Origin of the sequence: Halorubrum sp. Hd13, from assembly GCF_002252755.1 — an archaeon.
Lineage (GTDB): Archaea > Halobacteriota > Halobacteria > Halobacteriales > Haloferacaceae > Halorubrum.
In genome coordinates, this window is the sequence record NZ_NHOY01000113.1 from 1 (window position 1) to 13,534 (window position 13,534).

Genomic DNA, 13,534 nt, shown 5'->3' on the forward strand with positions numbered 1-13,534 from the left:
ACGGCCTCGCCGCCCTCGCCGTGGAACGCCTCGACCGCTTCGAGCCGGTCGCGGAGGTTGGCGGCGCGCTCGAACTCGGCGTGCTCGGCGGCGCTCTCCATCCGCCGGCGCAGGGGGTCGGCGAGGGCGCCGGTCTCGCCCTCCAGAAAGCGGTGGACCGCGGCCACGTCCTCGGCGTAGCTCGCGGGGTCGATCTCGCCGGTGCAGGGGGCCGAGCAGATCCCCATCTCGTAGTCGAGGCAGGGGCGGTCGCGGTTCGCGTACTTGTGATCCGAGCAGCCGCGGAGCCGGTACTCGTCGCGGACCGCCTTCACCACGGTCTCGACGCGGCCCTTGTCCGTGAACGGGCCGTACGCGACCGCGCCTTCCTCCGGGTCGCGGGTGACTTCGATCCGGGGGACGGGGTGGTCGGTGAGCGCGATCAGCGGGTACGACTTGTCGTCTTTCAGCCGGACGTTGAACCGCGGCTGGAGCCGTTTGATGAGGTTGGCCTCCAGCAGCAGCGCCTGCGTCTCGGTGTCGGTGACCGCGAACTCGATCCGGTCGGCGCGCGCGACCATCCCCCTGATACGCCCCGAGCGCGGGTCGGCGTACGACCGCACTCGGTCCCGGAGGTCGACCGCCTTGCCGACGTACAGCGTCGTCTCCCCCGCCCGGAACTGGTAGACGCCGGGCTCGGTCGGGAAGTCCGCGGCCCGCTCGCGCACGGCGTCGGCGTCCATCGGATCCGGGTAGCCGCCGGACGCGTTTGAACGCTACGGGCGGGGAGGGGAGCGATTGCAGCAGAGGGAGCGATCGTGTCGGGGGAGCGAAAGAGAAGGCCGACGGCGCTCCTTTCATCTAGAGGACCAGATGATTATCACACGTGAATAACGGGGGGAACCGTTTATGCGGGCGCTTGGGAGAGGGCGACATAGATATGACGGGAGTCAGCGGGCTACTCCGACGGGTGTTCGGGCGGGACCGGGACTCGCGGTCGGTCCCGGACGGCGGGGTCGTCGTCGACGACGGGGCCGACGACGGGAGACCGAGCGGAGCCGACGGCACGGCTCCAGGGATCGTGGACGAAGCGGGCACCGACCGCGCCGAGACGCTGTCCAGGGCCGGCTTCGAGCAGGTGTTCAACGCCACCGGCGTGCCGACGTTCATCCTCGACGCCGACGGCAACGTCGCCGAGTGGAACGAGTCCATCGCGTCGCTCACCGGGAAAGCGCGCGAGGACGCGATCGGTCACGGCCACGTCTCGGAGCTGTTCTATCCCGACGGGCGGCGGGCCGACACGCTGGCCGACAAAGTGCTCGACGCGCCGGAGACCGCCGACGAGGCGTACGGCGTCGAGCGGTGCGACTCGGCGCAGACCCGCTACCGCGACACCAGCACGATGGTCGACCGCCACGGCGACGAGAAGCACATCGAGTTCACGGCGACGCCGCTGTACGAGGGCGAGGAAGTCGTCGGCGTCACCGAAGTCGTCATCGATCGGACGGAGAACGTCAACCAGCGGAACGCGACCGAAACGCTGGTGAAGGAGGTTCGCGAGACGGCGGAGGCGATCGGCGAGGGGAACCTCGACGCCCGCGCCGTCCGACACGAGGAGTGCGAGATCCTGAGCGAGGAGCTGCTGGCCGTCATCGGCGTCGTCAACGGGATGGCCGAGAACCTCCAGAGCCTCTCCGAGAGCGTCCACGAGCAGGCGCGACAGATCGACGAGACGGTCCAGGAGGCGAGCGGGGCCGCCGGCGACATCGCCGAGAACGTCGACGAGCAGAACGAGCTGCTAGAGGAGAGCGTCTCCGAGATGCAGTCGTTCTCCGCCGGCATGGAGGAGGTCGCCGCCACCGCCGATCAGGTCGACTCCGCCGCGATCGCCGCCAGCGAGGCCGCGGACGAGGGGCTCGACGCCAGCGAGGACGCCCGCGAGGCGACTCAGGACGTCGTCGAGATCGGCGACGAGCTCGTCGAGAGCGTCGGCGCGCTCTCGGAGCGCATGGACGACATCGAGGAGGTCATCGAGGTCATCTCCGACGTCGCCGAGCAGACGAACCTGCTGGCGCTCAACGCCAACATCGAGGCCGCCCGCGCCGGCGAGGGCGGCGACGGCTTCGCGGTCGTCGCCGAGGAGGTCAAGAAGCTCGCCGACGAGACGCGCGGCTACACCGAGGAGATCACGGAGAGCCTCGCGGAGCTCCAGGCGCAGTCCGACGAGACGAGCACCGCCGTCGAGCGCTCGCACGACCGCATCGAGGACGCCGGCACCGAGATCGAGACCGTGCTCGACTCGCTGGAGGAGATCGCCGACGCGGTCGACGAGGCGGCCGCGGGCGTCGCCGAGGTCGCCCGGACGACGGACGACCAGGCCGCGACCGTCGAGGAGCTCACGTCGTCGCTGGAGGCGGTCCGCGAGCGCTCCGACCGGACCGAGGACGCGACCGAGCGCATCGTCGAGGCGACCGACGACCAGGAGGTCGCCGTCGACGAGCTGATCGCCCGCGTCGAGCGCCTGGACGCGAGGCATGAGAGGCGAGAGGAGCGGGATCGAGAGCGGTCCGAGTAGCGCCTGCCGGACCCGCTCGTAGCGCCCGACAAATTCCCACGTGGCGCCGCGTCCGTCCCCCCGCGGCGTCGCCGCCGCCGCCCCGCCGCCGAACGTTTAACCTCGCAGAGACCCTATTTCTCGTATGTCCGTCACGCCGCCCGGACCCATCGGCGACCCCGTCTTCGGCAACGGTCGCCAGTACGCCGACGACCCGTTCTCGTTCATGCGCGCCTGCGCCGACAGCTACGGCGACGTCGTTCGCTTCGACCTCGGCCCGCGCGAGACCTACCTCCTGACGAACCCCGCCGACATCGAGCGCGTCCTCGTCTCCGAGGCCGAGCGCTACCGGAAGCCGCAGTTCGGCGACGACGCCATGGACACCCTGCTCGGGGACGGTCTCCTCATGAGCGAGGGCGAGGCGTGGCAGCGCCAGCGGAAGCTGGCGAACCCCTCGTTCCACAACCGGCGGATCGGGGCGCTCGCGGGGACGATGGTCGGCCACACCGAGTCGCAACTCGCGGACTGGAACGACGGCGACGTGGTCGACATCCAGCTCGAGGTCGCCCGCCTCACCGTCAAGATAATCGTCTCGGCGATGTTCGGCGCCGACATCACCGACGAGGAGGTGAAGACCGTCCAAGAGAAGCTGGAGCCGCTCGGCGCGCGGTTCGAGCCCGACCCGCGCCGCTTCCTGATCCCGAACTGGGTGCCGACCCGCGAGAACCGCGAGTTCGACGACGCCATCGGCACCCTCGAATCCGTGATCGACGGGATCGTGGAGCGCCGGCGCGGGACCGAGCGCGACCCGAGCGTCGACCCGGCCGGTCCCGAGGGCGTCGCGGTGCGCGGCCCCGCCGGCGACGGCGACGGCGACCTGCCGATGGACCTGCTCTCCGTCCTGTTGCGCGCCCGGGACCGCGGCGAGCAGACCGACAAGAACCTCCGCGACGAGCTGGTGACGATGCTGCTCGCCGGTCACGACACGACGGCGCTCGCGCTGACGTACACGTTCTACCTGCTCTCGAATCACCCCGAGGCCCGCGAGCGCGTGGCCGGCGAGGCCCGGGCGGCGACCGCCGACGGCGCCCCGACCGCCGCCGACGCCCGCGACATGAAGTACACCGAGCGCGTGCTCAACGAATCGATGCGGCTGTACCCGCCCGTCTACACCCTGTTCCGCGAGCCGAAGCTCGACGTGAAGATCGGTGGGTACCGGATCCCGGAGGGCTCGGCGCTCATGCTGTCGCAGTGGGTGATCCACCGGTCGCCGCGCTGGTACGACGACCCCGAGACGTTCGACCCGAGTCGATGGGCCCCCGAGCGCCGGAGCCAACGCCCCCGGTTCGCGTACTTCCCGTTCGGCGGCGGCCCGCGCCACTGCATCGGGAAGGCGTTCTCGCTGCTGGAGGCGAAGCTGATCCTCGCGGAGGTCTGCTCGCAGTACGACCTGGAGTACGAGGGGCCCGAACTCTCGCTGCGCGGCTCGCTGACGATGCACCCGAACCACCCGGTGCCGATGCGCATTCGCGAGCGGTAGAGATGGCCGACGACGGGACCGCGTCGTACTGCCGGCGCTGCGGTGAGTCCCTCTCGCAGGGCGTCATCGCGAGTCAGCAGCGCGCCTGCTGTCTCAACGCGACTCCCATCGCCGGCGTCTGCCCGACGCACGGTCCCGTCGGACCGCACCACGCGGTCGACGAGCCGGGCGAGCGCGACGGGGGCGATAAGCAGAGCGGGCGGCGAGAGTGACCGCCGACGGCGACGTGCTATTTATAAACCGATAGCGGCGGCGCGTGCCGCCGAGCGCCCGACGGGCGCGAGGTGCACGCGCGAGGGAGTCGCGAACGAAGTGAGCGACGAGGCTGGGGAGGCGTGAGGTGCGGTCGCCGTGCGGGGCGGGGCTCAAAGGGGCAGCCGTGAGGCGGGCACAGGCGACGGAAGCACCGCAACGAGGGAGCGTCAGCGACCGAGTGAGGAGCACAGCGAGCGTGTGCCCGCCTCACGGCTGGGGCTTTGGACGTGGTGGCTGGGGCTTTGGACGTGGTGGCTGGGGCTTTGGACGTGGTGGCTGGGGCTTTGGACGTGATCACCGACGAAGCGCAGGCGACAGCGTCTCGCCGAGCGGCCGGAAATTCGAAACGGTTCACCGCCGAGTCCCGGCCACCCATTTATAAATCGATAGTCGCGGCGACCTCGCGGAACTCGGGGTCGTACAGGTCGAGCGCGTGGACGCGCCACCGGATCGGGTCGACCGCCGCGCCCACGAGGTCGGCCACGACGCCCGGAGCGGGGTTTCCGCCGCGCGCCAGGGTGACGTGCGGGACGAAGTCGTCGCCTTCGATCCCCTCGATCGCGCCGTAGGCGGCGCAGAGTCGCTGATGAAGCCGCACGAGGACCTCGCTCTCGACGGCGAGGTACACCACCGGCCGCGAGCCGGACGCCGGCGCGTCGAAGACGTCGATCCCGGTCGCGGCCACCTCGAACGGGTCGGTTCCCGACAGCAGGGGTCGGAGGTCCTCCCGGAGCGCCTCGAGCGCGTCGGGCTTCGGGGGGCTCGGTTCGGCGGCGGAACCGACGTCCTGGGGTCCGGGGCGGGCCGCGCTCGCGACGCGGTCCGGGACGTCGTCGACCCCGAGTCGCTTGCAGACGAGGGTGTGCCGGTCGCGCACGCGGTCGAACCCCGACAGTTTCGGGTGGAGATCGGCCGCGAGATCGCCGACCGCGGGCGGGAGCGGGACGTTCAGGCTGAACACGACTCAGATCCGGTCGGTGAGCCGTAAGGCGATCAGGACGACGATGGCGAGGACGATCAGCGTCGGGAGCGCGTCGAGGAGGACGAACGTGATCTCCAGCACGGCGCCGAGGATCTCCAGGAGAAGCCATACGATAGCAAGTCCCAAGATCACCTTCAAGAGGTCGTCGACGTCGACGTCGGCGCGGTCAGCGTCGGTTCGATCCATGACGGTGGGGACGACCCCGACCGGCAAAAAGGCCACCGAGGGCGCGGCGGGGCGAGACGGCCCCGCCGTGCGGGGTCCGTTGCGCGATCAGGTGCTTCAAAACCCCTCCGCGCCGAACGGAGTCCATGAGCCTCATCGCGTTCGACTTCGACGGCACGCTCTCCGACTCCGAGATGACGGTCCTGCTCGCCGAGCGCGCGGGCGTCGCCGACGAGGTGACCGAGATAACCGAGCGAGCGATGAACGACGAGCTCAGCTACGCCGAGAGCCTCTACCGACGGGCGGAGCTGCTCGGCGGGCTCGACGGCGAGGCGGTCGCGGCCGCGTTCGACGAGGTGACGCTCCGGCCGGGCGCCGGGGAGCTGATCGAGCGGCTGCAGGCCGAGGGGCACCACGTCGCGGTGCTCACGGGCGGGTTCGAGCGCGGCGTCGAGCGCGCGCTCGCGAAGGCGGGGGTCGAGGCCGACACGATCGTCGCCAACCGCCTCCCGACGGCCGGCGGGAAGCTCACCGGCGAGGCCGAGGGACCGCTCATCGAGGGGACGAAGGACGACGCGCTGGCCGAGTTGGCCGACGACCTCGGCTTCGCGATGGCGGAGACGGTCGCGGTCGGCGACGGCGCGAACGACCTCCCGATGCTGGAGGTCGCCGGGCTCGCGGTCGGATTCGTGCCGAAGGACGCGGTGCGCCCCGTCTGCGACGCCGTCGTTGCCTCCATGTTCCGGCTCGGGAAGGTGTTGGAGGGGCACGGCGTGCTGTCGGCCGAGGCCTAGCGCCGACGACCGCCGGACGAAATCCCGACGACCGCCGGACGAAATCCCGATGATCGCCGGACGAAATCCCGACGATCGCCGGACGAGATCACGATGATCGCCGGACGAAATCCCGACGACCGCCGATCTCACTCTCGACGACCGTCGGGGGCGACCACACTGTTTGGACTGAGCCTTAATAAGCGACGGAGCGAACGTGATCGCATGAACGGCGCCGGTGGGGTGATCGGATGCTTCCGACGCTGACGTACCTCCAGTTCCATCTCGTCTTCAGCCTTCCCGTCGTCGCGGCGCTGTGGTACCTCGCGCCGCGGTACGACGTCGTCCGCCGGCGACGCGCGACCGCCGGGATCGCGATCCTCGTCGCCATCGCGTACGTGTACACGACGCCGTGGATCAGCTACATGATCCGACGGGGGGCGTGGTGGTACGCCGACGGGGCGGTGCTCGTCCGGGCGCTGTCGATCCCGCTCGGCGAGTACCTGTTCTTCGCCATCCAGACCGTCGTCACCGCGTTCGCGCTCCACCTGATCGGGTTCGACCCGACGTTCCGCGAGGGCGACTTCGATCGGGGCCCGCGGATCGCCGGCGTCGTCGCCGGCGTCGCGATGGTCGCCGGCGGGCTCTGGCTCGTGTCGCTCGACCCCTCGTACCTCTACCTCGGCGGGCTGATCGCGTGGGTCGGCCCCGTCTTCGCGCTGCAGTGGGCCGTAGGGGGCGGGTACCTGATCCGGACGCCGCGGATGTGGCTCGCGGCGACGCTGATCCCCGCGGCGTACTTCTGGATCGCCGACCGGATCGCGATCGCGATGGGGACGTGGCAGCTCTCCGCCGAGCTGACGACCGGGGTCGCGGTCCTCGGACTCCCGATCGAGGAGATGCTCTTCTTCGCCTCGGCCGGCGTGATGACGGTGAACGGGCTCGTGCTGTTCGAGTGGGTGCTCGACTGGAACGACCGGCGCGGCCGGCCGACCGAGTCGGCGGCGGACGCGTTCGACCCGACGCCCGAACCGCCCGAACCGGACCCGGAGTCCCCCGACCCCGTCAATGACTGAGACCGCGGCGGGCGCGGCGGCGCGCCGCGAGGCGACGGCGGTCGAGAGCGACGAGGACGCCCGGTCGGCGGTCGATCGGTGGTTCGCGCTGTACCCCGCGCTAGCGCTCGCGGCGCTGCTCCCGGTCGGCGCCGTGACCCCCCTGTTTCCGGTGGAGGTGGGCGTCGCGACGTTCGCGCTGGGGACGCTCGCCGTCGGGATGGCCCACGGCGCGGTCGACCACCTCGTTCCGCTGCGCGCGGCGACGGACATCTCGCCCCGGCGGTCGGTCGCGGTCGTCTCCGTCGCGTACGCGGTCCTCGGCGGGGCGGTCGTCGCGGCGTTCTTCCTCGCTCCCGTGGCCGCCTTCGTCGGGTTCATCGCGCTCACGTGGCTCCACTGGGGGCAGGGCGACGTCGCGGCGCTCGTCGTCGCGGGCGTCGACCACCTGCCGACGTCGGCCGAGCGCTGGCTGGCCCTCGTCGTCCGCGGCGGGCTCCCGATGGGCGTCCCGCTGCTCGCGCATCCGGGCGAGTACCGGCTGGTCGCCGAGTGGATCGTCGGGCTGTTCGTCGTCGACGCGAGCGCGGCCGCCGCCGCGGTCGAGCCCGTGTTCGTTCCGGCGACCCGGCTGGCCGTCGGCGCGTTCATGATCGCGACGACGGTCCTGTCGATCGGACTGGGCTACCGGCGGGTCCGGGCGGGCGCCTCGCGACGGGGGTGGCTCCGCGACGCCGGAGAGGTGGCGGCGCTGTGGGCGTGGTTCCTGCTCGCCGCGCCCGTGTTCGCGATCGGCGTGTACTTCGCGCTCTGGCACGGCCTCCGCCACGTCGGCCGGCTGATCCTCGTTGACGAGCGGGCGGCGACCGCGCTCGGCGACGGCGATCTCCCCGGCGCCCTCGGGCGGTTCGGGCGCGACGCCGCGCCGCTCACCCTCGGCGGGTTCCTCGTGGTCGCCGCGGTCGGGCTCTCGGTCCCCGCCGGCGTCGCCGCTCCGGGCGGCCTGCTCGCCGTGTCGCTCGTCGCCATCGCGGCCATGACGCTCCCGCACGTGGTCGTCGTCGCGTGGCTCGACCGGCGGCAGGGCGTCTGGCGGCCGGGAGCGGTCGGATAGGCCCGGCGTTCGGCTCGCCGGGGTCGGCCCACCGCGCCGCTCTTGTCGGCCGAGAGCGTACCCTCGGGGAATGGACGAGATCGCGATCCGAGACCCGCGGCCGGGCGACGCCGACGAGGTGGAGGCGCTCATCACCGAGCACTTCAGCGAGGGGAACTCCTACGGCGTCGACCTCGGGATCGGCGACCCGACGTACCACGTGCTGGTCGCGGTGGAGGGCGGGGCGGGACCGGACGACGACGCGGGACCGGACGACGACGCGGGACCGGACGACGACGCGGGACCGGACGACGACGCGGGACCGGACGACGGCGGCGACGCCGACGGACCGATCCTCGGGGTGATGGCGCTCCGCGAGTTCGCGGATCCGGGCGCCGTCGCCGACGAGATGTACTTCTTCGACGACCCCGACCTGATCCCCGCCGCCGACCGGTACGGTCACCTCGAGATGGGGTACGTCCGGGACGGGGCCACCGGACGCGGGATCGGGAGTCGGCTCCTCGGACGCCTGCACGGGATCGGCGCCGAGCGCGGAGTCGACGTGCTCGTCGCGGACTCGTGGTACCACGGCGGCGCCGACTCCCCGGAGAAGCTGTTCGACCGCCACGGCTACGAGGCGGTCCACCGCGAGCCGATCGACCGGCCCGCCGCCGAGTGCCCGAAGTGCGAGGTCGAGTGCACCTGCGAGGCGGCGCTCGCGGTGCGGCGCGTCGAGGGGGGAGCGCAGTGAACCACGACCGCGTCCACGCCCGAGAGCCGTCGCACCACGTCGGCCGGTGGTCGGTCGGAGTGATCGAGTCGATCGACGAGCGCGACGGGCACGCCGTCGTGACGGTCCATCCGGTGGCGTCGGCGGAGAGTGAGGAGAGCCGCGACGGGGGCGGAACGGAGCGCGACGGGGGCGGAACGGAGCGCGACGACGCGTCCGTCGAACTCGTGATCACGTTCGCGGTCAGGGACCTCTTCGTGGGGCGGCTTCCCGTCGAGGACGGCGAGTCGCCGGTCGGCGAGCGCGTGTGGTATCGGAAGCGGGGCGGGTAGCGCGGAAACGGGGCCGACCTCACTCCAGCTGGTGGTAGTCCAGCTCGTGGCCCTCGTCGAGCGCGGCCTGTACGGCCTCGCTCGGCTCGTCGACCGGTTCGGTCCGGAGCGTCATCCCGCCGACGTCGGCGGCGTCGAAGTAGACGTTCCGCCGCCAGTCGGGGTCGACGTCGGGGTGGTCGGTGCGGTAGTGGGCGCCGCGGGACTCCTCGCGTTCGAGCGCGCCGCGGAGCACCGCCTCGGCGGCGACGAGAGTGAACCCGACGTCGACGGCGAGTTCGAACGACTCGCTCGTGACCGGGCCGACGCGCATGTCGGCGGCCCGTTCGCGGAGGGCTTCGAGTCGGTCGAGCCCCTCGCGGAGCGACGGCTCGTCGCGCAGGATCCCGGCGTGGTTCCACATCATCTCCCGCAGGTCGGCGAGCACCGCGTCCACGTCGTGCTCCCCGTCGCGGGAGGCCAGTGCGCTCAGGTCGCTGAGGTGCGGCTCGACGAGTCCCTCGCGGAGGTCGTCGGGCACCTCGCCCGGCCCGTCGACGCGGTCGGCGACCCGCTCGCCGGCGACGACGCCGTACGCGACGGTCTCGGCCAGCGAGTTTCCGCCGAGTCGGTTCGCGCCGTGGACTCCCGCCATCGTCTCGCCGATGGCGAACAGCCCGTCGATGTCGGTCTCGCCGTCGTCGTCGACGGCGACGCCGCCCATCCCGTAGTGGGAGGTCGGCGCCACCTCGACCGGCTCGGCCGCCATGTCCACGCCGAGGTCGTGGAACCGCTCGTACATCCGCGGGAGTCGCTCTCGGATGAAGTCGGCGTCGCGGTGGGAGATGTCGAGGTAGACGCCGCCGTTCTCGGTACCGCGTCCCTCGGCGACCTCTCGGGCGATCGCCCGGGCGACGACGTCGCGGGCGTCCAGCTCCATCTGGTCGGGCGAGTACCGCTCCATGAAGCGCTCGCCCTCGGCGTTGAACAGGCGTCCTCCCTCGCCGCGGACCGCCTCGGTCACGAGTCGCCCGCTCCACGGCGCCCACTCGGGGTCGCTCTCGTCGACGGCCATCCCGGTCGGGTGGAACTGCATGAACTCCATGTCCATCAGCGACGCGCCGGCGTCGGACGCCAGCGCCGCCCCGTCGCCGTTGTTCTCGTCGTCCCGGGAGGTGTGTCGGTTGTAGATCGCCGCGTGGCCGCCGGCCGCGAGGACGACGGTGCCCGCGTTGAACAGGACGAACTCGCCGGTGTCCATGTCGAAGCCGACGGCGCCGTACACCGCGTCACCGTCCGAGACGAGCTTCGTGATCATCACGTTCTCGCGGTAGGGGACCGACAGCTCCTGCGCCCGGTCGACGAGCGCGTTCAGCATCGACTCGCCGGTGTGGTCGCCGGCGAACGCCGTCCGGCGGAACGACTGGGCGCCGAAGAACCGCTGGTCGATCTCGCCGTCCTCGGTGCGCGAGTACTCCATCCCCCACTCGTCGAGCTCGCGGAGGCGCTCCGGCATCTGCTCGGTCACGGTCTCGACCTTCGCCGGGTCGTTGACGAAGTGGCCCTCGTTGAGGGTGTCGGCGGCGTGGATCGCCGGCGAGTCCTCGGGGTCCCGGGTGCCGAGCGCGCCGTTAATCCCGCCGCGCGCCCACGTCGTGTGGGCGTCTCCGTGGCCCCGCTTGCCGAGTACCAGGACGTCGTCGACCCCGCGCTCTGCCAGTTCGATAGCGGTCCTCGCCCCCGCCGCGCCGGCGCCGACGACGAGGACGGAGACGTCCACGCGGTCGTACTCGACCGGTTCGTCGGGTTCCGTGGGTCGTCGTTCGTTCACGTCATAGGTAGGGTTTCGAACGGCATAAGACCCTCGCGCGTGTGCGCGCGAGCAAGCGATACGCGCCGCCCGTTCCCCTCCTCCGGCGCCGCCCGTTCCTCTTCTCCGTGACTGAGGTTCGGCGGTCCCCGTCAGTCCCAACCGGGAGTCCCGGGAGCGCCCGCGTCGTCCTCCAGTTCGCGGACCAGTCGGTCGCGGGAATCGGCGTCGAGGGAGGCGCGGTCGCCGTCGGCGCCGGCGCGTTCGGTCCACTCGCGGATCGCGCCGCCGGCCCACGAGTCGGCGTCGCGCGCCCGGGCCCGAGCCTCGGCCATGCGGTCGCGGTCGACCGACAGCGCTCCCGGCCGCGAGCCGACGGCGGCCCCGACGAACTGGGCGCGGTCGTCGGCGGTGAGCGAACCGGTCCGGAGCCGGTCGATCACCCCGTCGAGGTCGTCCGGGTCGGGGTAGCCGAAGACGACCGACCCGAGGGCCTGCGGGCCGAACGCGGGCGCGGGGAGGTCGTCCGGCGGTTCGCCGTCGAGGAGGCGGTCGCCGCCGCCCGCGGCCTCGACGCGCTCGCACTCCGTCTCGGCGCCGAGATCGAGGTTGTGTCCCGGGTACGTCGCGCAGGTCCGGGGGTAGCGGTCGTCGTCGTGGATCCGGCACTGGAGCGTCGTGGGGTCGAGGAAGACGCAGGCGTCGAGCCAGCGCGGCTCGTCGGTGCCGATCGGTGCGACCGGCTTCGGCGGCTTCCGGAGACCGACCACGAAGACTGGCCGGTCCCGGGCGGCGGCCACCTCGACGCCGTCGATCGAGACGCTCGCGTCGCGCTCGGCGGGTTCGAAGAGCCGGGGGACGAGGACGTCGCCGAGGCCGTCGTCGAGGAAGGCGGCGACCTCGTCGCGGGTGAGCGGGACGAGGTCGTACGTGTCGTCGAGCGGGTCGCGGTCGCCAGCGCGGTCGGAGCCGGCCGCGTCGCGATCGAGCGGCCGCCAGTCGACGCAGCAGCCGGCGCAGCCCTCGCAGCGGAGTTCCATCGGAGATCGTCCGTGCCAACGGTTCGCACAGTTAAAAGGGATCGGCGGGTTCGGGCGGGCGTTTATAAACGGACGGCCGTCGGCGCGCGCCCGTGAGCGGCCCTCAGGCCGCGAACCGGCGCCGCGCGAGGTCGCCGGCGCGGAGCGCCGGCTGCCAGAGGGACCGAAGGTCCCTCGCTGGAGTCGGTCGCCCGGAGCGAAACGACGGGCGACCGACGAGGCTGGGGAGGCCTGTGGTGCGGATGTGGTGCGGGGCGGGACTCAAAGGGGCAGCCGCGAGGCGGGCGCAGGCGAAGTAAGGACCACAGGAGCGAGCGAAGCGAGTGACGAGGACCGCAGCGAGCGTGCGCCCGCCTCGCGGCTGGGGCTTTGGAGGTGTTCGCCTCCGATCCGTCAGCAACTGCGTATAACCGAGCGGCTGGGGCTTTGAAGGTGTTCGCCTCCGATCCGTCAGCAACTGCGTATAACCGAGCGGCCGGGGCTTTGGAGGCGTTCGCCCGCGATCCGCGATCGACCGTTTATAAAAAGACGACCGATTCAGGGCGCGACGCCGACCGTCAACAGCGTCCCCCACGTCCGGTAGCGGTCGACCATCGTCTCGCGGGAGTCCCAGTCGTCGGTGGGGAACTCGGTCGCGTCCGGGATCTCGATCTCTCGGTCGGGGACGTTGTCCTGTTCGGCGACGTACAGCCCGGCGTCGCGGAACGCCTCGCGGTACTCCTCGCGGCTCCACAGGGTCATCTCCACCGCGATGTTGTCCTGCCACGCGTGGGTCGATTCGCTCTCCGCGAAGTAGTTGACGGCGCAGTAGAAGGTGCCCCCGGGCTTCAGCACGCGTCGGATCTCCCGGAGCGTGTTGCGCGGGTCGGCCGCGTAGTAGAACGCCTCCATCGAGAAGACGTGATCGAGCGAGTCGTCGGCGAACGGCAGCGCGTCGAAGTCGCCGACGAGGAAGCCCACGGCGTCGTCGTCGGTGTAGCTCCGGGCGTTGCGGACCATTTCCGGTGCGCCGTCGAGCCCGAAGCCGCGGCCGATGCCGCGCAACACGCTCCGGGAGATCCGACGCGTGCTGAAGCCCGGGGGCACCTTCTACTGCGCCGTCAACTACTTCGCGGAGAGCGAATCGACCCACGCGTGGCAGGACAACATCGCGGTGGAGATGACCCTGTGGAGCCGCGAGGAGTACCGCGAGGCGTTCCGCGACGCCGGGCTGTACGTCGCCGAACAGGACAACGTCCCCGACCGAG

13 protein-coding genes and 2 pseudogenes are annotated in these 13,534 nt (G+C 71.6%); 9 read left to right on the plus strand and 6 right to left on the minus strand.

Going from position 1 to position 13,534, the window contains the following annotated elements; translation table 11 throughout:
- On the minus strand, positions 1-722 hold a 722-nt coding region (locus DJ81_RS15340; protein ID WP_170938346.1), incomplete at its 3' end, for a UvrB/UvrC motif-containing protein.
- A 197-nt stretch (positions 723-919) separates the two neighbouring features.
- Here DJ81_RS15340 and DJ81_RS15345 point away from each other — a divergent pair.
- The 3 genes from DJ81_RS15345 to DJ81_RS15355 all read left to right on the plus strand — a co-directional run bounded on the left by DJ81_RS15345 (position 920) and on the right by DJ81_RS15355 (position 4,285).
- Positions 920-2,554: a methyl-accepting chemotaxis protein gene (locus DJ81_RS15345; protein ID WP_094590441.1), complete on the plus strand. Its 1,635-nt coding sequence runs from the start codon at positions 920-922 to the stop codon at positions 2,552-2,554.
- A gap of 124 nt (positions 2,555-2,678) precedes the next feature.
- Positions 2,679-4,073, plus strand: coding sequence for a cytochrome P450 (locus DJ81_RS15350; RefSeq protein ID WP_094524999.1), 1,395 nt, complete (start codon positions 2,679-2,681; stop codon positions 4,071-4,073).
- A gap of 2 nt (positions 4,074-4,075) precedes the next feature.
- Positions 4,076-4,285 (plus strand): hypothetical protein, encoded by a 210-nt coding sequence (locus DJ81_RS15355; protein WP_094590443.1) that lies wholly within the window; start codon positions 4,076-4,078, stop codon positions 4,283-4,285.
- 419 nt (positions 4,286-4,704) lie between these two features.
- Here DJ81_RS15355 and DJ81_RS15365 read toward each other — a convergent pair whose 3' ends face one another.
- Both DJ81_RS15365 and DJ81_RS15370 read right to left on the minus strand, forming a co-directional pair.
- On the minus strand, positions 4,705-5,289 hold the full coding sequence (locus DJ81_RS15365; RefSeq protein WP_094526177.1) for a 2'-5' RNA ligase family protein: 585 nt from the start codon (positions 5,287-5,289) through the stop codon (positions 4,705-4,707).
- 3 nt (positions 5,290-5,292) lie between these two features.
- A complete protein-coding gene (locus DJ81_RS15370) occupies positions 5,293-5,496 on the minus strand; it encodes a hypothetical protein (RefSeq protein ID WP_094524996.1) in 204 nt (67 codons plus the stop codon).
- A gap of 125 nt (positions 5,497-5,621) precedes the next feature.
- Between DJ81_RS15370 and serB the strand changes: the two genes are divergently transcribed.
- The 5 genes from serB (at position 5,622) to DJ81_RS15395 (ending at position 9,458) form a co-directional block, all read left to right on the plus strand.
- Complete coding sequence (gene serB / locus DJ81_RS15375) at positions 5,622-6,269, plus strand: phosphoserine phosphatase SerB (RefSeq protein WP_094590447.1); 648 nt, start codon at positions 5,622-5,624, stop codon at positions 6,267-6,269.
- Positions 6,270-6,499: 230 nt separating this feature from the next.
- On the plus strand, positions 6,500-7,324 hold the full coding sequence (locus DJ81_RS15380; RefSeq protein WP_094524994.1) for a lycopene cyclase domain-containing protein: 825 nt from the start codon (positions 6,500-6,502) through the stop codon (positions 7,322-7,324).
- Entirely contained in the window at positions 7,317-8,417 is a 1,101-nt protein-coding gene (locus DJ81_RS15385) for a Brp/Blh family beta-carotene 15,15'-dioxygenase (protein WP_094590449.1), read from the plus strand. The genes DJ81_RS15380 and DJ81_RS15385 overlap by 8 nt, the downstream gene beginning before the upstream one ends.
- Positions 8,418-8,487: 70 nt before the next feature.
- Positions 8,488-9,147: an N-acetyltransferase gene (locus DJ81_RS15390; RefSeq protein ID WP_094590451.1), complete on the plus strand. Its 660-nt coding sequence runs from the start codon at positions 8,488-8,490 to the stop codon at positions 9,145-9,147.
- On the plus strand, positions 9,144-9,458 hold the full coding sequence (locus DJ81_RS15395; protein WP_094580825.1) for a hypothetical protein: 315 nt from the start codon (positions 9,144-9,146) through the stop codon (positions 9,456-9,458). The genes DJ81_RS15390 and DJ81_RS15395 overlap by 4 nt, the downstream gene beginning before the upstream one ends.
- A 19-nt stretch (positions 9,459-9,477) precedes the next feature.
- Here DJ81_RS15395 and DJ81_RS15400 read toward each other — a convergent pair whose 3' ends face one another.
- The 3 genes and pseudogenes from DJ81_RS15400 to DJ81_RS15410 form a co-directional block, all read right to left on the minus strand.
- Positions 9,478-11,268, minus strand: a complete 1,791-nt coding sequence (locus DJ81_RS15400; protein WP_094590453.1) for an L-aspartate oxidase — start codon at positions 11,266-11,268, stop codon at positions 9,478-9,480.
- Between the two features lie 131 nt (positions 11,269-11,399).
- Complete coding sequence (locus DJ81_RS15405) at positions 11,400-12,287, minus strand: YkgJ family cysteine cluster protein (protein ID WP_094522059.1); 888 nt, start codon at positions 12,285-12,287, stop codon at positions 11,400-11,402.
- Between the two features lie 537 nt (positions 12,288-12,824).
- Positions 12,825-13,328 (minus strand): annotated as a pseudogene (locus DJ81_RS15410) (class I SAM-dependent methyltransferase); the annotation flags it as partial.
- Between DJ81_RS15410 and DJ81_RS15415 the strand changes: the two are divergent.
- A pseudogene (locus DJ81_RS15415) lies at positions 13,324-13,534 on the plus strand (SAM-dependent methyltransferase); the annotation flags it as partial. The pseudogenes DJ81_RS15410 and DJ81_RS15415 sit on opposite strands and share 5 nt — an antisense overlap.

Excerpts from the sequence above, each read along its gene's own strand:
- DJ81_RS15345 (WP_094590441.1), top strand. The coding sequence starts at position 920 with ATGACGGGAGTCAGCGGGCTACTCCGACGGGTGTTCGGGCGGGACCGG.
- DJ81_RS15350 (WP_094524999.1), top strand. The coding sequence starts at position 2,679 with ATGTCCGTCACGCCGCCCGGACCCATCGGCGACCCCGTCTTCGGCAAC.
- DJ81_RS15355 (WP_094590443.1), top strand. The coding sequence starts at position 4,076 with ATGGCCGACGACGGGACCGCGTCGTACTGCCGGCGCTGCGGTGAGTCC.
- DJ81_RS15370 (WP_094524996.1), bottom strand. The coding sequence starts at position 5,496 with ATGGATCGAACCGACGCTGACCGCGCCGACGTCGACGTCGACGACCTC.
- serB (WP_094590447.1), top strand. The coding sequence starts at position 5,622 with ATGAGCCTCATCGCGTTCGACTTCGACGGCACGCTCTCCGACTCCGAG.
- DJ81_RS15380 (WP_094524994.1), top strand. The coding sequence starts at position 6,500 with ATGCTTCCGACGCTGACGTACCTCCAGTTCCATCTCGTCTTCAGCCTT.
- DJ81_RS15385 (WP_094590449.1), top strand. The coding sequence starts at position 7,317 with ATGACTGAGACCGCGGCGGGCGCGGCGGCGCGCCGCGAGGCGACGGCG.
- DJ81_RS15390 (WP_094590451.1), top strand. The coding sequence starts at position 8,488 with ATGGACGAGATCGCGATCCGAGACCCGCGGCCGGGCGACGCCGACGAG.
- DJ81_RS15405 (WP_094522059.1), bottom strand. The coding sequence starts at position 12,287 with ATGGAACTCCGCTGCGAGGGCTGCGCCGGCTGCTGCGTCGACTGGCGG.